20 protein-coding genes are annotated in these 20,148 nt (G+C 71.6%); 9 read left to right on the top strand and 11 right to left on the bottom strand.

The window, feature by feature from the left end; all coding sequences use genetic code 11:
• Window positions 1–11: 11 nt before the first annotated feature.
• The 6 genes from kdsB to PSEJ35_RS0105565 all read right to left on the bottom strand — a co-directional run bounded on the left by kdsB (window position 12) and on the right by PSEJ35_RS0105565 (window position 7,433).
• Entirely contained in the window at window positions 12–791 is a 780-nt protein-coding gene (gene kdsB, locus PSEJ35_RS0105590) for a 3-deoxy-manno-octulosonate cytidylyltransferase (RefSeq protein WP_084635456.1), read from the bottom strand.
• Between the two features lie 141 nt (window positions 792–932).
• Window positions 933–1,937, bottom strand: coding sequence for a tetraacyldisaccharide 4'-kinase (lpxK, locus tag PSEJ35_RS0105585; protein WP_028916938.1), 1,005 nt, complete (start codon window positions 1,935–1,937; stop codon window positions 933–935).
• A 64-nt stretch (window positions 1,938–2,001) separates the two neighbouring features.
• A complete protein-coding gene (gene msbA, locus PSEJ35_RS0105580) occupies window positions 2,002–3,750 on the bottom strand; it encodes a lipid A export permease/ATP-binding protein MsbA (RefSeq protein WP_028916937.1) in 1,749 nt (582 codons plus the stop codon).
• On the bottom strand, window positions 3,747–4,166 hold the full coding sequence (locus PSEJ35_RS0105575) for a biopolymer transporter ExbD (protein WP_024868035.1): 420 nt from the start codon (window positions 4,164–4,166) through the stop codon (window positions 3,747–3,749). Before PSEJ35_RS0105575 ends, msbA begins: the two co-directional genes overlap by 4 nt.
• Window positions 4,167–4,174: 8 nt before the next feature.
• A complete protein-coding gene (locus tag PSEJ35_RS0105570) occupies window positions 4,175–4,870 on the bottom strand; it encodes a MotA/TolQ/ExbB proton channel family protein (protein WP_037082556.1) in 696 nt (231 codons plus the stop codon).
• 265 nt (window positions 4,871–5,135) lie between these two features.
• Entirely contained in the window at window positions 5,136–7,433 is a 2,298-nt protein-coding gene (locus tag PSEJ35_RS0105565) for a DNA internalization-related competence protein ComEC/Rec2 (RefSeq protein ID WP_028916935.1), read from the bottom strand.
• A 576-nt stretch (window positions 7,434–8,009) separates the two neighbouring features.
• Here PSEJ35_RS0105565 and PSEJ35_RS17580 point away from each other — a divergent pair.
• Both PSEJ35_RS17580 and PSEJ35_RS16595 read left to right on the top strand, forming a co-directional pair.
• The gene (locus PSEJ35_RS17580) at window positions 8,010–8,324 is read left to right on the top strand and encodes a SelT/SelW/SelH family protein (RefSeq protein ID WP_028916934.1); all 315 of its coding nucleotides are present in this window, start codon (window positions 8,010–8,012) and stop codon (window positions 8,322–8,324) included.
• A 124-nt stretch (window positions 8,325–8,448) separates the two neighbouring features.
• Window positions 8,449–8,721, top strand: a complete 273-nt coding sequence (locus tag PSEJ35_RS16595) for a PspC domain-containing protein (protein ID WP_084635446.1) — start codon at window positions 8,449–8,451, stop codon at window positions 8,719–8,721.
• A 35-nt stretch (window positions 8,722–8,756) separates the two neighbouring features.
• Here PSEJ35_RS16595 and lolD read toward each other — a convergent pair whose 3' ends face one another.
• The 5 genes from lolD to PSEJ35_RS0105530 form a co-directional block, all read right to left on the bottom strand.
• Complete coding sequence (lolD, locus tag PSEJ35_RS0105550; protein ID WP_051412526.1) at window positions 8,757–9,488, bottom strand: lipoprotein-releasing ABC transporter ATP-binding protein LolD; 732 nt, start codon at window positions 9,486–9,488, stop codon at window positions 8,757–8,759.
• Window positions 9,481–10,722: a lipoprotein-releasing ABC transporter permease subunit gene (locus PSEJ35_RS0105545; protein ID WP_028916932.1), complete on the bottom strand. Its 1,242-nt coding sequence runs from the start codon at window positions 10,720–10,722 to the stop codon at window positions 9,481–9,483. The genes lolD and PSEJ35_RS0105545 overlap by 8 nt, the downstream gene beginning before the upstream one ends.
• A 45-nt stretch (window positions 10,723–10,767) precedes the next feature.
• The gene (locus tag PSEJ35_RS0105540; protein WP_232207584.1) at window positions 10,768–11,166 is read right to left on the bottom strand and encodes a hypothetical protein; all 399 of its coding nucleotides are present in this window, start codon (window positions 11,164–11,166) and stop codon (window positions 10,768–10,770) included.
• A 22-nt stretch (window positions 11,167–11,188) separates the two neighbouring features.
• A complete protein-coding gene (locus tag PSEJ35_RS0105535; protein WP_084635445.1) occupies window positions 11,189–11,467 on the bottom strand; it encodes a succinate dehydrogenase assembly factor 2 in 279 nt (92 codons plus the stop codon).
• 90 nt (window positions 11,468–11,557) lie between these two features.
• A complete protein-coding gene (locus tag PSEJ35_RS0105530; RefSeq protein ID WP_051412525.1) occupies window positions 11,558–12,889 on the bottom strand; it encodes an MFS transporter in 1,332 nt (443 codons plus the stop codon).
• 176 nt (window positions 12,890–13,065) lie between these two features.
• On the opposite strand from PSEJ35_RS0105530, the gene cyoA reads away from it, so the two are divergent.
• The 7 genes from cyoA (at window position 13,066) to PSEJ35_RS0105495 (ending at window position 19,976) form a co-directional block, all read left to right on the top strand.
• A complete protein-coding gene (gene cyoA, locus PSEJ35_RS0105525; RefSeq protein ID WP_028916928.1) occupies window positions 13,066–14,124 on the top strand; it encodes a ubiquinol oxidase subunit II in 1,059 nt (352 codons plus the stop codon).
• Between the two features lie 56 nt (window positions 14,125–14,180).
• Window positions 14,181–16,193 carry a cytochrome o ubiquinol oxidase subunit I gene (gene cyoB / locus PSEJ35_RS0105520; RefSeq protein WP_028916927.1) on the top strand — a complete coding sequence of 671 codons (2,013 nt, stop codon included), beginning with the start codon at window positions 14,181–14,183 and terminating at the stop codon, window positions 16,191–16,193.
• Window positions 16,186–16,821 (top strand): cytochrome o ubiquinol oxidase subunit III, encoded by a 636-nt coding sequence (gene cyoC, locus PSEJ35_RS0105515; RefSeq protein ID WP_028916926.1) that lies wholly within the window; start codon window positions 16,186–16,188, stop codon window positions 16,819–16,821. The genes cyoB and cyoC overlap by 8 nt, the downstream gene beginning before the upstream one ends.
• A complete protein-coding gene (cyoD, locus tag PSEJ35_RS0105510; RefSeq protein WP_028916925.1) occupies window positions 16,818–17,234 on the top strand; it encodes a cytochrome o ubiquinol oxidase subunit IV in 417 nt (138 codons plus the stop codon). The genes cyoC and cyoD overlap by 4 nt, the downstream gene beginning before the upstream one ends.
• Window positions 17,235–17,313: 79 nt before the next feature.
• Complete coding sequence (locus PSEJ35_RS15480; RefSeq protein WP_232207583.1) at window positions 17,314–18,066, top strand: SURF1 family protein; 753 nt, start codon at window positions 17,314–17,316, stop codon at window positions 18,064–18,066.
• The gene (locus tag PSEJ35_RS0105500; protein WP_028916924.1) at window positions 18,044–19,423 is read left to right on the top strand and encodes an ATP-binding protein; all 1,380 of its coding nucleotides are present in this window, start codon (window positions 18,044–18,046) and stop codon (window positions 19,421–19,423) included. The genes PSEJ35_RS15480 and PSEJ35_RS0105500 overlap by 23 nt, the downstream gene beginning before the upstream one ends.
• Complete coding sequence (locus PSEJ35_RS0105495; protein ID WP_051412524.1) at window positions 19,416–19,976, top strand: response regulator transcription factor; 561 nt, start codon at window positions 19,416–19,418, stop codon at window positions 19,974–19,976. The genes PSEJ35_RS0105500 and PSEJ35_RS0105495 overlap by 8 nt, the downstream gene beginning before the upstream one ends.
• Window positions 19,977–20,148 lie beyond the last annotated feature (172 nt).

The raw sequence follows: 20,148 nt of genomic DNA, 5'->3' as shown, positions 1-20,148 counted from the left end.
TGCGACCGCCCTCATGCGCCCAGGGCGCGCAGCCGCGCCTCGGCCCGCCCGAGGTCCTCGGGCGTGTCCACGCCGGGCGGGAACGGCTCCGGCGCCAGCGACACGGCGATGCGGTGGCCGGTCTCGAGCACGCGCAGCTGCTCCAGCGACTCGACCCGTTCCAGCACGCCCGGCGGCATCCGCGAGAAGGTCTGCAGGAAGCCGGCGCGGTAGGCGTAGATGCCGATGTGGCGCAGCCAGTGGCCGCCTTCGGGCAGCACGCCGCGGTCGCGGGCGAAGGCGTCGCGCGGCCACGGCAGCGGCGCGCGGCTGAAGTACAGCGCGTCGCCAGAGGCGGCGCGGACCAGCTTCACGGTGTTGGGGTCGAACAGGGTTTCCACGTCGGCCACCGGTTCGGCCAAGGTCGCCATCGGCGCCCCGCTGTCGACCAGGGCGCGCGCCACCTCGCGGATCCCGCCCGGCGGCGCGAACGGTTCGTCGCCCTGCAGGTTGACCACCACGGTCTCGTCGTCCCAGCCGGCGATCGCGGCGCACTCGGCCAGGCGGTCGGTGCCGGAGGCGTGGTCGGGCGAGGTCATCGCCACGCGCACGCCGGCGACACCTTCCACCGCCGCGGCCACGCGCGCATCGTCGGTGGCCAGCCACACCTCGCGAGCGCCGGCGGCCAGCGCGCGGCGCGCCACGTGCAGCACGAGCGGCTGTCCGCCGAGCAGCCGCAGCGGCTTGCCCGGCAGGCGGCTGGCGGCATGGCGCGCGGGGATCGCGACCACGAAATCCAGGGAAGGCTCCATCACATCCTCCATGTCGTGACCGGCATTGTAGGCACGCCCGGCGCCGCGGCCTGGCGATGAAGCGCGGATGCATCCATCGCCAACGCCGCGCCGGCCATGTCGCGCACCGGCTGCCGGAGCGCCTGGGTCAGCCCGGCCGGCTCAGCCCGGCCGGCCCAGCCGTTCCAGCAGGGCGACCCAGAACGCGGCCGGCAGCTCGGCCTCGACCGGCACCATGAAGCAGCGCCCGTCGGCGAAGGCCGCGCACTTCACCGCGTCCTTCTCGGTCATCAGCACCGGCAGGTCATTGCCGAACTGCAGGTCCTCGGGCTTGTAGGCGTGGTGGTCGGGGAAAGCATGCGGCACCACGCCCATGCCCAGCCCGCGCAGCATGTCGAAGAAGCGCTGCGGATTGCCGATGCCGGCCACGGCGTGCACGCGCAGGCCGGCAAAGGAGGCCAGCGGCCGCGAACGGCCGCCGGCCATCGGCACGGCGGTGGTCGCCTGCAGCTGCATCGGCCATTCGCCGAAGCCGGTGCCGCTGCCGCTGGCGCCGTGGCCGAGGTTGACCACGCGGAAGTCGCACAGCCGCCCGCGCGCAGCCGGCTCGCGCAGCGGCCCGGCCGGCAGCATGCGGCCATTGCCGTAGCGGCGCGCGCCGTCGACCACCTCGATCTCCAGGTCGCGGCCCAGGCGGTAGTGCTGCAGGCCGTCGTCGCAGACCACGATGTCGCAGCCGGCCTCGACCAGGGCGCGCGCCGCGGCGTGGCGGTCGCGGTCGACCCGCACCGGCACGGCCAGCCGCCGCGCCATCAGCACCGGCTCGTCGCCGCCCTCGGCGGCGCCGGTGGTGGCGGTGACCCAGGTGGGCCTGTCCTGGTCCTGGCGGCCATAGCCGCGGCTGGCCACGCCCGGCCGCCAGCCGGCGTCGCGCAGCTTCTGGACGACAGCAATCGTCAGCGGGGTCTTGCCGGCGCCGCCGGCGGCGAGGTTGCCGATCACCACGACCGGCGCCTCGACCCTGCGCCTGCGCAGCAGCCCGGTGCGGTACAGCCAGCCGCGCAGGGCCACCGCGCCGGCGTACGCCGGCGCCAGCGCGCGCGCCCACAGCGGCACCGGCACGTCCTCGAACCACCATGCGGGCGTGGCGGGGGCGCCGCGGCTCATGCCCGCCACCCGCGCGCCTTCCTGCAACCTGCTTCCACTCCTGCCTCCCTGCCCGGTGCAAGCCTCATCCGCCGTGACGCTCCCGGAACTGCATGCCATGCAGGTGCGCGTACAGCCCACCTGCGGCCATCAACTGGGCATGGCTGCCCTGCTCCACCAGCCGGCCCTGGTCCAGCACCAGCACCTGGTCGGCGTGTTCGATCGTCGACAGCCGGTGCGCGATCACCAGGGTGGTGCGCTCCGGCATCAGGCGCTGCAGCGCATCCTGCACCAGGCGCTCGGATTCGTTGTCGAGGGCGGCGGTGGCCTCGTCGAGGATCAGGATCGGCGCGTCGCGCAGGATCGCGCGGGCGATCGCCAGGCGCTGGCGCTGGCCGCCGGACAGCAGCGCGCCGTTCTCGCCGATCGGCGTGTCCAGGCCCTGCGGCAGCCGCTCGATGAACTCCCAGGCGTTGGCGGCCTCGGCGGCGGCGCGGATCGCCTCGCGGTCGGCCGGGGCGCCGTAGGCGATGTTGGCGGCGACGGTATCGTCGAACAGCATCACCTTCTGCCCGACCAGGGCGATCTGCCGGCGCAGGTCGGCCAGGCGGTACTCGGCCAGCGGCACGCCGTCGAGGGTGATGCGGCCGCTGCTGGGCTCGTAGAAGCGCGGCACCAGCCGCACCAGGCTGGTCTTGCCCGAGCCGGAACGGCCGACGATGGCGGTGACCGTGCCGGGACGGGCGACGAAGCTGACGTCGTCCAGGGCGAAGCCGGGCTGGTCGCGGTAGCGCAGGCTGACGTGCTCGAAGGCCAGTTCGCCGCGCGCGCGTGCGATCGGCCGGGTGCCGGTGTCGACCTCTTCCTCGCTGTCAATGATCTGGAACAGCCGCTCGGCCGCCGACACGCCGCGCGCCACCGCGGTCTGCACGCTGGTCACCCGGCGCAGCGAGGGGATGATCGCCATCATCGCGGTCATCAGCATGACGAAGTCGCCGGCGTCCAGCCGCCCCTGCAGCGCCTCGCGCGCGGCCACCCAGACGATCGCCGCCAGCGCCAGCGCCGCCAGCAGCTGGACCATCGCCGAGGCGCCGGCGCGGGTGCTCTCGACCTTCATGTTCAGGCCGAGGATGCGGTTGGCCAGGCCGGCGTAGCGGCCGGTCTCCAGCGACTGCGCGCCGTGGATCTTCACGTCCTGCTGCGCGACCAGCGACTGCTCGGCGCTGGCGGCCATGCGGCCCATGCCGTCCTGGATGCCGCCGCTGATGCGCCGGTAGCGCTTGCCCACGTACCACACGATCACGCCGATCAGCGGGGTGATCAGCAGCATGGCGATGGTCACCTTGACGCTGGCCCACAGCATCAGCCCGAGCAGGCCGACGATGGTCAGGCTGTCGGTGACCAGGGTCTTCAGCGCCTCGGAACTGGCCTGGGTCACCTGCTCGGTGTCGAAGTTCAGGCGGCTGACCATCACCGGGGTGGATTCGCTGTCGAAGTGCGCCGACGGCAGGCGCAGGTACTTGGCCAGCACCTGTTCGCGCAGGTCGCGGACCACGCTGCGGCCGGTCCGGGCCATGCCGTAGTCGGTGATGAAGGTGGCCAGGCTGCGCAGCACGAACAGGCCGACGATGGCCAGCGGCAGGAACACCGCGTCCTCGGCGGTGGGCTGCACGAAGTTGTTGGTCAGCGGCTTCATCAGGCGCACGAAGCTGGCGCCGGCGATCGCCTCGACGGCCATGCCGACCAGCGCGGCGGCCAGGAACATCCAGTAGGCGCGGGTGTAGCCGAGGAGGCGCCGGTAGATCGGCCACACCGGTTGCCGGTTGCGGCTCAAGACTGCGGCTCCGGGGCGGTGGCGATGGCGATGCGGCGGAAGCCCAGCTGGGCCAGCGCATCCTGGGCGGTGACCACCGCCTGGTACGGGGTGCGCGCGTCGGCACGCAGCATCACCGGCAGTTCGCGGTCGTCGCCGGCGGCGGCGGCGATGGCCTGCTTCACCGCCTCCACGTCGGTGCGCAGCACCTCCTGCTCGCCGACGAAATAGCGGCCGTCGGCGTTGACCAGGATGTTGAGGGTCTTCGGCGGCGCCGGCTGCTGCGCGCTGGCCACCGGCAGCTGCAGCTGCAGGGTCGAACGTACGTCGAAGGTGGTGGTGATCACGAAGAAGATGATCAGCACCAGGACGACGTCGATCAGCGGGACAAGGTCGATGCCCGGCTCGTCGTAGGCACGCTGGTCGCGGATACGCATGGCAGGCCTCAGCTGCGGGCCGGCGCCGGACGGCCGGCAGCGGCCGCGCGGGCGGCCGCCTGCGCCGCGGCCAGCTGGGCCGGACCGACGGGTGCCTGCGGGCGGGCGCTGTCCAGCGCATCCAGCAGCGCCGTCGCCTCCTGCTCCATCTCGATCACGTAGCCGGCGATGCGGCTGCGGAAGTAGCGGTGGAAGACCAGCGCCGGCACCGCCACGATCATGCCGGTGGCGGTGCACACCAGCGCCTTGCCGATGCCGCCGGCCAGCTGGTTCACGTCGCCGAGGCCGTGGTCGAGGATGCCCAGGAACATCTGGATCATGCCGACCACGGTGCCGAGCAGGCCCAGCAGCGGGCCGGCCGAGGCGATCGTGCCCAGCGCGCTGAGGTAGCGCTCCATGCGGAACACCAGGTGGCGGCCGGTGTCCTCGATACGCTCGCGGATCACGTCACGCGGGCGGTTGCGCACGTCCAGGGCGGCGGCCAGCAGCGCGCCCAGCGGCGAGTTGCGGCGCAGGGATTCGATGTGGGCCGGGTCCAGTTGGCCGCGCGTGGCCCAGTTGCGGACCTCCTCGCCCAGCCGCGGCGGCATGACCTCGGCGCGGCGCAGGCTCCACAGCCGCTCCAGCACGATCGCCAGGGCCGCCACGCCCAGCAGCAGCAACGGCAGCATCGGCCATCCACCGGCCTTGACCAGCTCCCACACCTGAACCACCTCCGGCCACGGCCGCATTACGTCAGCCGTTAGGATGACTGCAAAGCCTGCCCCGGCGCCAGCCCGGCCTGTGCGGAGCGCGGCAGGGCTCACGGTGCGGGCGGGCCCCAGCGGCCGCCGTGGCCTCGGCACATCCATGCCCGTGGCACCGGCCCTCGGCCCTGGCCCCGTCATGCGGAAACGGGTGCGGGCGCCACGGGAGGCGGCATGGATGCTGCCGCCTGCCTGGTGGCTCCCATGACCACCCGGCCTGCCCCTATTGGAGACGCTGCCGGTCCCAGGGTCGGCCCCGCCACGCCCGGCGCTCGCGCACCGCCAGCCCGTCGGCGCCCAGCCAGACCCGGATCGCGCCGGACTGCGGCGTGGCCAGCACTTCGGCGCCGTGCCGCCGCCAGCGCTGCACGACCTCCTCGCGCGGATGCCCGAAGCGGTTGCCGTGCCCCGCCGCCACCAGCGCCAGCCGCGCCCCGGTGGCGTCGACGAAGCGCGGCGACGAGGACCCGGCGCTACCGTGGTGCGCGACGACCACCACCTCCGCGCGCACTTGCGCCGGCTGGCGCAGCAGCCGTGCCTCCACCACCTCGCCGATGTCACCCGGCAACAGCACCGCGCCGTGCGCCGAGGCGACGCGCAGCACGCAGCTGGCTTCATTGCGCAGGTACGGGAAATGCGCCGGGGGATGCAGGAACGAGAACGACACCCCGTCCCAGTCCCACGACTCGCCCGCCCGGCAGGGGCGCTCCGCCTCCACGTCCAGCGGCGCCCCCTCCGGCGCCCGCGACGAGGCGACAGGTACCAGCCGCCGCACTGCTTCCCAGCCGCCGGCGTGGTCGCGGTCGGCGTGGCTGATCACCACCGCGTCCAGGCGGCCGATGCCGAGTGCGCGCAGCGCTGGCAGCACCGCGCGCTCGCCGGCATCCCAGCCATCGCGCGCCGCCGGCCCGGCGTCGTAGAGCAGCACGTGCCCGGCGGTGCGCACCACCACCGCCAGGCCCTGGCCCACGTCCAGCACATGCAGCTCCAGCTCGCCGTGGCGCGGCAGCTCGCGCGGTGGATGCAGCAATGGCAGCCACAGCAGCAGGGCCAGTCCGCGGCCCGGCAGGCCGCGCGGCAGCAGCAGCCAGAACGCCCCCAGCAGCGCCAGCGGCAAGGCCAGGTCGCGGGCTTCCGGCAACCACCACAGCGCGAACGGGCTGGCCGCCAGCTGCCCGAACAGCTCCCAGCTGGGGTCGAAGCACCATGCCGCCGCGCGCCAGGCCCAGCCGCCCCACCCCGCCTGCGCCGCCTCCAGCCCCGTTCCCAGCAGCGACAGCGGCACCACCACCAGGCTCCACCACGGGATCGCCACCAGGTTGGCCAGCGGCCCGGCCAGCGAAGCCTGGTTGAACAGCACCACGCCCAGCGGCAGCAGGCCGAGGGTGGCCACGCCCTGGGCCGAGAGGAACTCGCGCGCCAGGCTGCGCCTTCCCGCCTGCGGCGGCAGGCACCACAGCAGCCAGGCCACGCCGGCGAAGCTCAGCCAGAACCCGGCCTGCAGCACCGCCAGCGGATCGGCGAGCACGATCGCCAGCAACGCCATGCCCAGCACCTGGCCGCTGCCCAGCGGCCGGCGGGCAAGCCGCGCCAATGCCACCACCACGATCATCAGCAGGGTCCGTACCGTGGGCAGGGCGAAGCCGGCCACCGCGGCGTAGATCGCGGCGCCCACCACCGCCCCGACGGCCGCCGCCTGCGCCCGCGGCAGCCATCGCCCCAGCCCCGGCAGCAGCCACCAGGCCGCCAGCGCCAGCCACGCGCCGAAACCCGCCACCAGCCCGACGTGGAAGCCCGAAATCGCGATCAGGTGGGTCAGCCCGACCGCGCGCAATCGCTCCCAGTCCGCATCCTCGAGCGCCCGGGTGTCGCCCAGCGCCAGCGCCCGCACGAAGCGCGACGACTCCGCGGGCACGGCGACGGCGATCCGCTCCGACATCGCCTCGCGCCAGGCGTCGATCCCGCGCGCCGGCGCCCGCTCGCGCGCGTCCTCCGGCAGGCGCACCAGACCGGTCGCGGCAATGCGCTGGGCCAGGGCGTGGCGTTCCATGTCGAAGCCGCCCGGGTTGGCCAGCCCGCGCGGTGCGCGCAGGCGGACGCGCAGCTGCCAGCTGGCACCGGCGTGCAGGCCCATGCGCGGCCCCGGTTCCAGCGCGTCGAAATCGTCGTACCACGCCAGCTGCAGCAGGCGCCCGCGCAGCGGACCGGGCGCATCGGCGTCGACCCGCAGGCGGAAGCGCGTGCGCCGCGCCTCGTGCTCCGGCAGGCCGACGATGCGCCCGCTGAGCTCCACCTCCCGCCCTTCCCAGCGCGCCGGCAGTTGCGCGTCCAGCACCCAGCCGGCGTGCAGCCCGGTCCAGCCCAGCGCCAGCAGGCAGGCGCCGAGCGCCCGCCCCCTCCAGGGCCGCAGCCAGGCAAGCAGGCCAACCGCCACCGCCAGCAGGTTCACGCCCGCCGGCGCGAACGCCGGCAGGAACAGGCAGGCCACCGCGCCGAGCAGCGCGCCCGCCGCGCAGGCCATGCCCAGCGGATGCGGCGCCGAGGCGGCCGGTTGCGCCAGCGTGGCGAGCACGCCGGCGAAGGGGCCGCGCAGCGTGGGGGCGACCCTCAACGCCACGGTCGCCGGCCCCGATGCACTCGTCGCCGGAACGCCGCGCCAGCGCACCGGACGCCGGCCGTCGGGGAATGCCTGCTTCCACGGACGAGCCGACACATCGTTGCGGGCGATGCCACTGCACGCCCGCAATCCACCCGCCAGCAGGCGTTTCGCGCAGCCTGCGTGCCCGCCACCGCTCTTCGCGCGAGGCGGCGCCGTTCCACTCCGTTCCCACCGCATCCTGCGGTCCTGGCCATGGCGCGTCCCTGCTCCCGGCTACCCCGCAGCCTGGCGCGCCGGTCGCAGGTGGCGCCATCGGCGGACAGCGCACCTGCGCGTAGGAATTGCCCGCGGCATACTCGCCGCACGACCGGCGCGCATGCCCTGCGTAGAGCGGGGCCTGCCCCGCTCGCTGCCTTCGCACCCACCAGCACGCCCGATGTGCGAGTCGGGCACGCCCGACCCTGCAAGGGCCCGGCGGCACCGCCCGTGGAGCCTGACGTGACTGCCGATCCCGCCACCGCAACCGCCCACATCGAGATCCACTACTGCACCCAGTGCCGCTGGCTGCTGCGCGCGGCGTGGATGGCGCAGGAGCTGCTGACGACCTTCGAGGCGGAGATCGCCTCGCTGGCGCTGGTCCCCGGCACCGGCGGCGTGTTCGAGGTGCGGGTGGAGGGCGTGCCGGTGTGGTCGCGCGTGGCCGACGGCGGCTTCCCCGGGATCAGCGAGCTCAAGCGCAGGGTGCGGGACCGGATCGCGCCGGAACGCGAACTGGGCCATCTGGATCGCGCGGGGCGCGGACGACGCGAGTAGGCCCGGATCGGCCGATCGGATCTTCCTGACGTAAACCGCCGCCATCGGCCGATAGCCAGCGCCCCGGCGCTGCGCAAGCCTGTACCGGTCTCCTGCCCTGGCAGGTACCCGTGAGGACGCAACGATGACCCGAGGTGCTACCGACCGCTGGGATCTCGCCGGACTGCGCAAGTCGGCGGTGGACATGTGGCTGGCCGGGATCTGCGGCGGCCTGGGCGAACACACGCCGGTGCCGGCCTGGATGTGGCGCGCGCTGTTCCTGGCCACGGCGCTGTGGGGCAGCCCGCTGCTCTACCTGGCGTTCTGGATCGTCATGCCGGAAGGTCGCCTGGAGCCCGACGTCGTGGCACGACGGAAGCAGGCCGCGGCGGACGGCGACGGCCCACCGCCCGGCTGAACCGGGTCCCGTTCCGCCCCGGCCCTGGCGCCGCCCTACCCGATGGCCGGCAACTCGCCCGGGGCCAGTTCGCGCAGCTTGCCCTCGTGCAGCTCCAGCACCCGGTCCAGGCGCCGTGCCAGCCGGCGGTCGTGGGTGACCAGGACCAGGCTGGTGCGCTGCGCGCGGTTGAGCTCGAGCATCAGCGCGAACACGTGGGCGGCGGTCTTCTCGTCGAGGTTGCCGGTGGGTTCGTCACCCAGCACGCAGGCCGGGCGGTTGACCAGGGCACGGGCCACGGCGGCGCGCTGGCGCTCGCCGCCGGACAGCTCGCCGGGCTTGTGGCCGAGGCGGTGGCCAAGGCCGACCGCTTCCAGCAGTTCCTTCGCCCGTCGCGAAGCTTCCTCCACTTCGCCGCCGGACAGCAGCACCGGCATCATCACGTTCTCCAGCGCGGTGAACTCCGGCAGCAGGTGGTGGAACTGGTAGACGAAGCCGAGCGCGCGGTTGCGCAGGCGGCCGCGCTGCGCGTCGGAAAGGTCGGACATCTTCTGCCCGGCGACATAGACCTCGCCAGCGGTGGGCGTATCGAGGCCGCCGAGCAGGTGCAGCAGCGTGCTCTTGCCGGCGCCGGACGCGCCGACGATGGCCACCGTCTCGCCGGCGGCCACCCGCAGGTCCAGGCCGTCGAACACGTGGGTCTTCAGCTTGCCCTCGGCGTAGGTCTTGCCCAGCCCTTCGGCGCGCAGCGCCTCGCCTGCGGCGTGCATGGTCGCGGTCTCATTCATAGCGCAGGGCCTCCGCCGGCTGGGTCCGGGCCGCGCGCCAGGCCGGGTACAGCGTCGCGAGGAAACTCATCACCAGCGCCACCACCAGGGTGGCGACCACGTCGCCGGTCTGCATGTCGGTGGGCAGGCCGGTGATGTAGTAGACGTCCTCCGGCAGCAGGGTGATGTCGAACAGCGCCTCGATGCCGTCGAGGATCCGTTCCAGGTTCCAGGTCAGGGTGACGCCGCCGACGAAGCCCAGCACCGTGCCGATGATGCCGATCAGCGTGCCCTGCACCATGAACACCTGCATCACCCCGCCCGGGGTCAGGCCGAGGGTGCGCAGGATGGCGATGTCGGCCTGCTTGTCGGTGACCAGCATCACCTGCGAGTTCACCAGGGTGAAGGCGCCCATCAGGATGATCAGCGACAGCAGGATGCCCATCACCGTCTTTTCCATCTTCAGCGACTGGTACAGGTTGGCGTTGTCGCGGGTCCAGTCGCTGACCCGGTAGAAGCCCGGCAGTTTCAGCGCCAGGTCGCGGGCCACGTCGAAGGACTGGTTCATGTCGTGCAGCATCAGCCGCACGCCGCTGGCGCCGTCCATGCGCAGCACGCGTTGGAGGTCGCCCATGTGGACGATGGCCAGGCCGCGGTCGATCTCGTTGTGCCCGGCGGAGAACAGGCCGGTCACGGTGAAGCGCTTGTAGCGCGGCATCGCGCCCATCGGCGAGCCCTGGAACTCCGGCAGCATCACCGTCACCTGGTCGCCCACGTCCACGCCCAGCCACAGCGCCAGTTCCTGGCCCAGCAGGATGCTGTAGCTGCCTTCCTGCAGGGTGGCGGCCGAGCCGCGGGTCATCTTCCGCGCCAGCACCGAGACCTTGTCCTCGTACTCGGGCAGCACGCCGCGCACCAGCGCCGGCTGCTTGCGCGGGCCGGACAGCAGCGCCTCGGTCTCGATGAACGGGGCCGCGCCGGCCACCCGCGGATCCTGCACCGCCAGGTCCCAGGCGTGCTTCCAGTCGGCCATCGGCTCGCCATCGGCGACGACGGTGGCATGGGCGGCGAACTGCAGCAGGCGGTCGCGGATCTCCTTCTGGAAGCCGCTCATCACCGCCATGGTGGTGATCAGCACGGTCACGCCCAGGGCGATGCCGAGGATCGAAGCCAGCGAGATGAAGGAGATGAAGCCGTTGCGGCGTTTGGCCCGCAGGTAACGCAGGCCGATGGCCACGGGAACGGGTTTGAACATGGTGACGGGGTTTTCCGCTGCCGGCTCTCCCCGGCGCTCGAGGCGCTATGGTGCCATCGGCCGCGTGGAAGACGAAACGACACGCGCCGCCATGGCCAGCCGCAGTTCACGCCGGCGCGCGGCCGGCAGCGTGTCCGGCCACCAGGCCAGGCGCACGCGGCGCCCCTCCCGGTCGAGGGCATCGAGGAAGGCCAGCGGCCCGCGCCAGCGGACCTGGCAGCCCTGCAGCGGCTGGCCGTCCAGGCTGTCGAGGCACGGCGCGCTGGGCTCCCGCGGCGCCGGCCCCAGGACCAGTTGCCGCGGCGCCCTGCGCGCCTCGCGCCGGGCCAGCTGCAGGCCGCGCGCGGCGGCGGCCACGGCCAGCGGCCAGGCCAGCGGGCGCGGCAGTTCCGAGCACAGCACCGCCAGCGGCGCCAGCCCGGTCAACAGCAGCAGCGCCACCATCAGCCAGCGCGAGGGGCGCCACTCAAGCCGGCAGGGCGCGGATCCTGGCAATGAGGTCGGACAGCTGCGCATCCGGACAGGCCTCGTAGCCCATGAACCAGCGCCAGAGCCTATCGTCCTCGCAGTCCAGCAGCCGTAGGAAAACGCCGCGTTCGGCGTCGGAAGCGGTCGCGTAGGCGTGGTTGAGCCAGCGTTCGAACAGCTGGTCCAGCTCGCGCATGCCGCGCCGGCAACGCCAGCGCAGGCGGCGCAGCTCCATGCCGGTGGGAAGCTCCGGCGGATTCGGGTGTGCATTGTCCATGCGCGTATTGTCGCCGGCCGCGCAGGCGGCCGGTAGCCATGCGGACCCGCAAGCGTCCGGCCGGCGCCGGGGCGACCGGCGCCGGTCGCCTCAGACGGCGGTGGCCTCGCGCTGCTTCAGCCAGCGGTTCACGCCCAGCGCCGCCAGGGTCGCCACCGCGCCGGACAGCAAGTACAGGCCCACGTACGGCAGGCCGAAGTTCGCGCACAGGTACAGCGCCACCAGCGGGGCGAAGGCGGCGCCGATCAGCCAGGCCAGGTCGGTGGTCAGGGCCGCGCCGGTGTAGCGGTAGCGCCCGCCGAAGTTGCGGGTCACCGCGCCGGAGGCCTGGCCGTAGGACAGGCCCAGCAGCAGGAAGCCCAGCAGCAGGAACACCTGCTGCGCCACCGGCCCGCCATTGAGCAGGGTCGGCGCGAAACCGCTGAACACGCCGATCGCCACCGCGGTCGAGGCCAGGGTCTGCACCCGGCCGAGGCGGTCGGCGATCAGGCCCGAGGCCAGCACGCCGCCGATGGCCAGGAAGCCGCCGGCGACCTGCAGCATCAGGAACCGGCTGATGGTCTGGCCGGTGAACAGCTGCGCCCAGGAGATCGGGAAGATGGTGACGATGTGGAACATCGCGTAGCTGGCCAGCGCGGCGAAGGCGCCGATGAACACGTGCCGGCCCTTCTCCCGGAACAGCTCGCCCACCGGTACCGGGTCCAGGTCGCGCTGTTCCATCTGCTGCTCGTACTCGTGGGTCACCACCAGGCGCAGGCGCGAGAACAGTGCCACCACGTTGATCGCCATGGCCGCGAAGAACGGATAGCGCCAGCCCCAGTCGTAGAAGTCGGCGTTGGAGAGACTGGAATACAGGAAGGCGAACAGCGAGGCGGCGACGATGAAGCCCACCGGCGCCCCCAGCTGGCCGAGCATGGCGTACCAGCCGCGGCGGTGCTTGGGCGTGTTCAGCGCCAGCAGCGACGGCAGCCCGTCCCAGGACCCGCCCAGGGCCACGCCCTGGCTGCTGCGGAACAGCGCCAGCAGGACGATGGCGGTGGCCCCCAGGCTCTCGTATCCGGGCAGGAAGGCCATGCCGGCGGTGCTGGTACCCAGCAGGAACAGGGCCACGGTCAGCTTGGTCCCGCGGCTCCAGCGGTCCTGGATCCACAGGAACAGGACCGTGCCCAGCGGGCGGAAGATGAACGCCAGGGCGAACACCGCGAACGACATCAGCGTCGCCTGCAGCGGCTCGGCGAAGGGGAAGAACACCTTCGGGAACACCAGCGCCGAGGCGATGCCGTAGACGAAGAAGTCGAAATATTCGGAGGTCCGGCCGATGATCACGCCGACCGCGATCTCGCCGGGGGCGACCTGGGCGTGGGCCTCGGCATCCTGGCCATGGACGGAAACGGTACTGCTGGACGCGGTGATCGAGGACATCGGTCGTGCCGTACTGGGGCCTGGTCCCGAGGCTACACCGGAACGCGTCGCTGGTGTGCATCCGTTGCCCACGAACCGCGGCGGCCGGCAATAGGACAAAACGCCCAATCGATCCCTTCACGGGCCGGGAGTACAGTGTCATGCGCTGTAACCCCCCCGCAGCCTCCCCTATTCAGATGTCCATCCCCAAGACCCTGCGCCGCCTGCTGATGGCCGCCGGCCTGGCCCTGCCATTGGCCGGATGCAACACGATCCTGCTCAACGCTCCGGGCGACATCGCCCGCCAGCAGGGCAACCTGATCATCATCTCCACCCTGCTGATGCTGATCATCATCGTCCCGGTGATCTCGCTGACGCTGTTCTTTGCCTGGCGCTACCGGGCCAGCAACACCAAGGCCACCTACAAGCCGGACTGGGACCACTCCCTCCAGCTCGAGCTGGTGATCTGGGCCTGCCCGCTGCTGATCATCATCGCCCTGGGCGCGATCACCTGGATCACCACCCACACCCTGGACCCGTACCGCCCGCTCGACCGCATCGCCGAGAACAAGCCGGTGCCGGCGGGCGTGGAGCCGCTGGAGGTCCAGGTCGTGTCGCTGGACTGGAAGTGGCTGTTCGTCTACCCCGAACAGGGCATCGCCACGGTCAACGAACTGGCCGCGCCGGTGGACCGCCCGATCCGCTTCAAGCTCACCTCCTCCACGGTGATGAACGCGTTCTACGTCCCGGCCCTGGCCGGCATGATCTACACCATGCCGGGCATGCAGACCGAGCTGAACGCGGTCATCAGCGACACCGGCGAGTACGAGGGCTTCTCCTCCAACTACAGCGGCGCCGGCTTCTCCGGCATGCGCTTCCGCTTCCATGCCCTGGACCAGGCCGGCTTCGACGGCTGGGTGCAGCAGGTGCGCGCCGGCGGCCGCCTCGACCGCGACGCCTACCTGGAGCTGGAAAAGCCCAGCGAGCGCGAGCCGGTGCGCCACTTCGGCGCCGTCGAGGAAGGCCTGTACGACGCCATCCTCAACCGCTGCGTCGACCCGCGCCGGATGTGCATGCACGAGATGATGGCCATCGACGCCGCCGGCAAGGGCGCCGGCCGCACCGGCATCGAAGGCCTGGAAGCACGCAACCGCGGCGACCTGCGCGGCCGCCCGTACGTGCAGTCGGCCATGTGCGCCGCCGGCGACGCGCCGGCCGCCGGCCTGAACACCTCGCTGTCCCGCCTCGCTCCCTGAGCACGCGCCTGCCGCCACCTTCGCCGGTGGCGGCCTGACGACGGAAGCCCCCGAACATGTCCTCCCCCCATTCCACCTCCGCCCCGTACAACCCGCTCACCGGCTACCTGGGCTGGGAATCGTTCCCGCTGCATGACCCGGTGATCCTCTCGGCCTTCGTCGGCACCTGCGTGGCCGGCCTGGCCGTGCTCGCGCTGATCACCAGGTACAAGCTGTGGGGCACCCTGTGGCGCGACTGGTTCACCAGCATCGACCACAAGAAGATCGGCATCATGTACATGGTGCTGGGCCTGGTGATGCTGCTGCGCGGCTTCGCCGACGCGCTGATGATGCGCGCCCAGCAGGCCATCGCCTTCGGCGACAACCTGGGTTACCTGCCGCCGCACCACTACGACCAGGTGTTCACCGCCCACGGCGTGATCATGATCTTCTTCGTGGCCATGCCGCTGGTCACCGGCCTGATGAACTACCTGGTGCCGCTGCAGATCGGCACCCGCGACGTCGCCTTCCCGTTCCTCAACAACTTCAGTTTCTGGATGACCACCGCCGGCGCGGTGCTGGTCATGCTGTCGCTGTTCGTGGGCGAGTTCGCCAAGACCGGCTGGCTGGCCTACCCGCCGCTGTCGGGGATCGACTACAGCCCGGACGTGGGCGTGGACTACTACATCTGGGCCTTGCAAATCGCAGGCCTCGGAACGCTGCTGTCGGGCGTCAACCTGATCGTGACCATCGTCAAGATGCGCGCGCCGGGCATGACCCTGATGCGCATGCCGGTGTTCACCTGGACCGCGCTGTGCACCAACGTGCTGATCGTGGTCAGCTTCCCGGTGCTGACCGCGGTGCTGGCGCTGCTGGCCCTGGACCGTTACGTGGGGACCAACTTCTTCACGAACGACCTCGGCGGCAACCCGATGATGTACGTGAACCTGATCTGGATCTGGGGCCACCCGGAGGTCTACATCCTGATCCTGCCGGTGTTCGGTGTGTTCTCCGAGATCGTTCCGGCCCTCACCGGCAAGCGCCTGTTCGGCTACACCTCCATGGTGTACGCCACCGTGGTGATCACCGTGCTGTCGTACCTGGTGTGGCTGCACCACTTCTTCACCATGGGGGCGGGCGCGAGCGTCAACTCGTTCTTCGGCATCACCACGATGATCATCTCGATCCCGACGGGCGCGAAGATCTTCAACTGGCTGTTCACCATGTACCGCGGCCGCATCCGCTTCGAGGTGCCGATGCTGTGGACGGTGGGCTTCATGGTCACCTTCGTGGTGGGCGGCATGACCGGCGTGCTGCTGGCCGTCCCGCCGGCCGACTTCGTGCTGCACAACAGCCTGTTCCTGATCGCCCACTTCCACAACGTGATCATCGGCGGCGTGGTGTTCGGCCTGTTCGCCGGCATGACCTTCTGGTTCCCGAAGGCCTTCGGCTTCAAGCTCGACCCGTTCTGGGGCAAGGTCTCGTTCTGGTTCTGGCTGGTCGGCTACTGGTTCGCCTTCACCCCGCTCTACGTGCTGGGCCTGATGGGCGTGACCCGCCGCATGAGCCACTTCACCGACCCGTCGCTGCAGATCTGGTTCCAGATCGCCGCGCTCGGCGCTGGCCTGATCGCCATCGGCATCGCCGCGTTCCTGATCTGCCTGTTCGTCAGCTTCCGCAAGCGCGAGCAGCTGCGCGACGTGACCGGCGACCCGTGGAACGCCCGCAGCCTGGAGTGGTCCACCTCCTCGCCGCCGCCGGAGTACAACTTCGCCTTCACCCCGGTGGTGCACGACAACGACGCGTGGTGGGACATGAAGCAACGCGGTGCCAAGCGCCCGCTGTCCGGGTTCCTGCCGATCCACATGCCGAAGAACACCGCCGCCGGCGTGGTCCTGGCCGGACTGAGCACGGTGATGGGCTTCGCCCTGGTCTGGCACATCTGGTGGCTGGCCGCCGCGTCCTTCGCCGCGACCGTGATCGCCGCCATCGTCCACACCTTCAACTACAACCGCGACTACCACATCCCGGCCGAAACCGTGGCCGCGACCGAGGAAGCGCGCACCCGCCTGCTGGAATCCCATGTCTGACGCCATCGCTCTGAACGCGGCCGGCACCGCCGAGCCGCCCCGGTTCTACGACCTGGCCGGGGAACACCATCCGCAGCAGGGCACCCTGCTCGGCTTCTGGCTGTACCTGATGAGCGACCTGCTCATCTTCGCCTGCCTGTTCGCCGTCTACGGCGTGCTCGGCCGCAGCTACGCCGCCGGCCCCACCGGCGCGGACCTGTTCGACCTGAAGCTGGTGGCAGTCAACACCGCCATGCTGCTGTTCTCGTCGATCACCTACGGCTTCGCCATGCTGGCGATGCAGCGCCGCCACGTGCCGGGCGTGCTGGCCTGGCTGGCCATCACCGGCCTGTTCGGCCTGGCCTTCCTCGGGATCGAGCTGTACGAGTTCTCGCACATGATCCACCAGGGCGCCGGCCCGCAGCGCAGCGCGTTCCTGTCCTCGTTCTTCGCCCTGGTCGGCACCCACGGCCTGCACGTGACCTTCGGCATCGTCTGGCTGGTGGTGCTGATGGTGCAGGTTGGCCGCTTCGGCCTGCATGCGGCCAACCAGCGCCGCCTGCTGTGCCTGTCGATGTTCTGGCATTTCCTCGACGTCGTCTGGATCGGCGTCTTCACCTACGTCTACCTGATGGGAGTGCTGCCATGAGCCATCCCCACGACCCCCACGCCACCTACGGACACGACGAGCACGGCGGCGAGCACGGCCCGCACGCCGAACACGTCGAGGCCGCGCACGGCTCGCTGCGCGACTACGTCACCGGCTTCATCCTGTCGGTGATCCTGACCGCGATCCCGTTCTGGCTGGTCATGGGCGACGTGATCGGCGACTCCGGCACCACCGCGCTGGTAATCCTGGGCTTCGCCGCGGTGCAGATCGTCGTGCACATGGTCTACTTCCTGCACATGAACCCGCGCTCGGAAGGCGGCTGGAACATGCTGGCGCTGATCTTCACCACGGTCTTCGTGGTGATCATCCTGGCCGGCTCGCTGTGGGTCATGTTCCACATGAACGCGAACATGATGCCGATGTCGCCGCACGAGGCGCGGATCCAGCCCTGACGGGCTGCAGCCAGCGGCCGCCATGGCGACCGGTAGTAGCGACCTGCCCTCCTCCACGGACCGCGCACCGCGCGCTCCGTTGGCCTTGGCCGTGCTGGCGGCGGCCTTCGCCGCAGGCCTGGTGCTGTTCGCGGCGCTTGGTATCTGGCAGGTGCAGCGCCTGCACTGGAAGCACGACCTGGTCGCCCGCGTGGACGCGCGCATCCACGCCGCGCCGGTGCCTGCGCCCGGCGCGGCGGAATGGGCCGCCAGCACCCCGAAGGACCAGGAGTACCGCCGCGTGCACGTGCGCGGCGAGTGGCTGCCTGGCCACGACACCCTCGTGCAGGCGGTGACCGAAGCCGGCGCCGGCCGCTGGCTGCTGCGCCCGCTGCGCCGCGACGACGGCAGCGTGGTCCTGGTCAACCTGGGCTTCGTGCCCGAGGACTGGACCGCCGAACCGCCCGCGCCGGGCACGGCCGAAGTGACCGGCCTGCTGCGCCTGTCCGAGCCCGGCGGCGGCTTCCTGCGTGACAACGACCCGGCGCAGGACCGCTGGTTCTCGCGCGACGTGGAGGCGATCGCCGCCCGCCACGGTCTCGGGCCGGTGGCGCCGTGGTTCCTCGATGCCGACGCCGCGTCGGCCGCCCAGGCCGGCACGCCCTGGCCCCGCGGCGGGCTGACGGTGGTACGGTTCCGCGACAACCACCTGGGTTATGCGCTGACCTGGTTCGCGCTGGCCCTGCTGGTGGCTTTCGGGGCCTGGCGCTTCGCACTGGAGGAGGTGCGCGTCCGGCGCCGCTGGCGCCAGCGCAGCACGGAGCCCCTGGATGCCGCCGACGGAAGCCCTTGACCCCGCCGCCAAGCGCAACGCCAACGCGCTGGAATCGGCGCGCACGGACACCACCCGCGGCGCCGGCGTGCGCAGCATGCAGCAGCTGATCCAGCTGCGCTGGATCGCCCTCCTCGGCCAGGTCGCCACCATCGTCTTCGTCCACTACGGCCTGGGCATCGGCCTGCCGCTGGCGAACATGCTCGGCGTGGCCGCCTGCCTGGCGGTATTCAACCTGGCCAGCCTGCTGTACTGGCGCCCGCGCCAGGACGTCGGCGACTTGGCCCTGCTGGCGGCGCTGCTGGTCGACGTGGCCGCGCTGACCGCGCAGCTGTACCTCAGCGGCGGCATCACCAACCCGTTCGTGTTCCTGTTCCTGCTGCAGGTGGCGGTGGGCGCGGTGCTGCTGCCGGCCTGGGCCAGCTGGGTAGTGGTGGCCGCCAGCAGCGTCGGGGTGATGGCGCTGGTGGTGGTGCCCGGCCCGGTGCGGATCGCCGCCGATCCTTCCCAGGGCATGGCCGATCCCTACCTGCAGGGCCTGCTGATCTGCTTCCTGCTGACCGCGGTCCTGGCGGCGCTGTTCATCGGCCGCATCGCCCGGATCCTGCGGGTGCGCGACGCACGCCTGGCCGACCTGCGCCAGCAGGCCGCCGAGGAGGAACACATCGTGCGCATGGGCCTGCTCGCCTCCGGCGCGGCGCACGAACTGGGCACGCCGCTGGCGACGCTGTCGGTGCTGCTGGGCGACTGGCGGCGGATGGAGCCGTTCACCTCGCACCCGGAACTGCAGCAGGACCTGGAGGAGATGCAGACCCAGCTGGCGCGCTGCAAGTCGATCGTCACCGGCATCCTGCTGTCGGCCGGCGATGCCCGCGGCGAGGCGCCGGCGCACACCACCCTCGCCGCCTTCCTCGACGAGCTGGTCAGCGAGTTCACCGCCACCCGCCCGGTGCAGACCCTGGAATACAGGCGCCACCTGCAGCAGGACATCCCGATCGTCTCCGATTCGGGGCTCAAGCAGATGATCAACAACATCCTCGACAACGCGCTGGAAGCGTCGCCGGCGTGGATCGGGATGGAGGTCGGCCTGCAGGGCGAGGACGACGAGATCCTCGTGCTGAAGGTGAGCGACGCCGGAACGGGGTTCACCGGGGAGACCCTGGCCAACTTCGGCAAGCCCTACAATTCGAGCAAGGGACGGCCCGGCGGTGGCCTGGGCCTGTTCCTGTCGCTCAACGTGGCCCGCAGCCTCGGGGGCCGCCTGAGCGCGGCCAACCGCGTGCCATGCGGCGCCGAAGTGGTGCTGGAACTGCCGCTGTCCTCGCTGGCGCTGCCGCAGGACGAGGGCGCCAACCCGGAGGATGCCGACGATGAATGACCCGACCCCCGCCCCGCCGCAGCCGCCGCGCCGGCTGCTGGTCGTCGAGGACGACGCGGCCTTCGCGCGCACCTTGATCCGTTCGTTCGAGCGGCGCGGCTACGAGGTGCGCCACGCGACCGGCAAGGCGGAGCTGGAGGCGGCGCTGGAAGGCTTCGAGCCGGGCTACGCGGTGGTCGACCTGAAGCTGGCCGGCGGCAGTTCGGGCCTGGAGTGCGTGCAGCAGCTGCATGCGCATGATCCGGACATGCTGATCGTGGTGCTGACCGGCTACGCCAGCATCGCCACGGCGGTGGAGGCGATCAAGCTCGGCGCCTGCCACTACCTGGCAAAGCCCTCCAACACCGACGACATCGAGGCGGCCTTCGGCAAGGCCGAAGGCGACGCGCACGTGGGCCTGGGCCACCGGCCGACCTCGATCAAGACCCTGGAGTGGGAACGCATCCACGAGGTGCTGGCGGAGACCGGCTTCAACGTCTCCGAGACCGCGCGCCGCCTGGGCATGCACCGCCGCACCCTGGCCCGCAAGCTGGGCAAGCAGCAGGTCAAGTAACGGCGCAGGCCCCATAGCCCGGCTAAGCGAAGCGCATCCGGGTCCTGGCCGTGCCGCCACTTGCGACGATGGCAGCGACGGCAACGGCAACGGCAACGGCAACGGCAACGGCAACGGCAACGGCAACGGCAACGGCAACGGCAACGGCAACGGCAACGGCAACGGCAACGGC

The organism is Pseudoxanthomonas sp. J35, assembly GCF_000513995.1.
GTDB lineage: Bacteria > Pseudomonadota > Gammaproteobacteria > Xanthomonadales > Xanthomonadaceae > Pseudoxanthomonas.
This window is presented reverse-complemented; position numbering and strand designations above follow the sequence as displayed.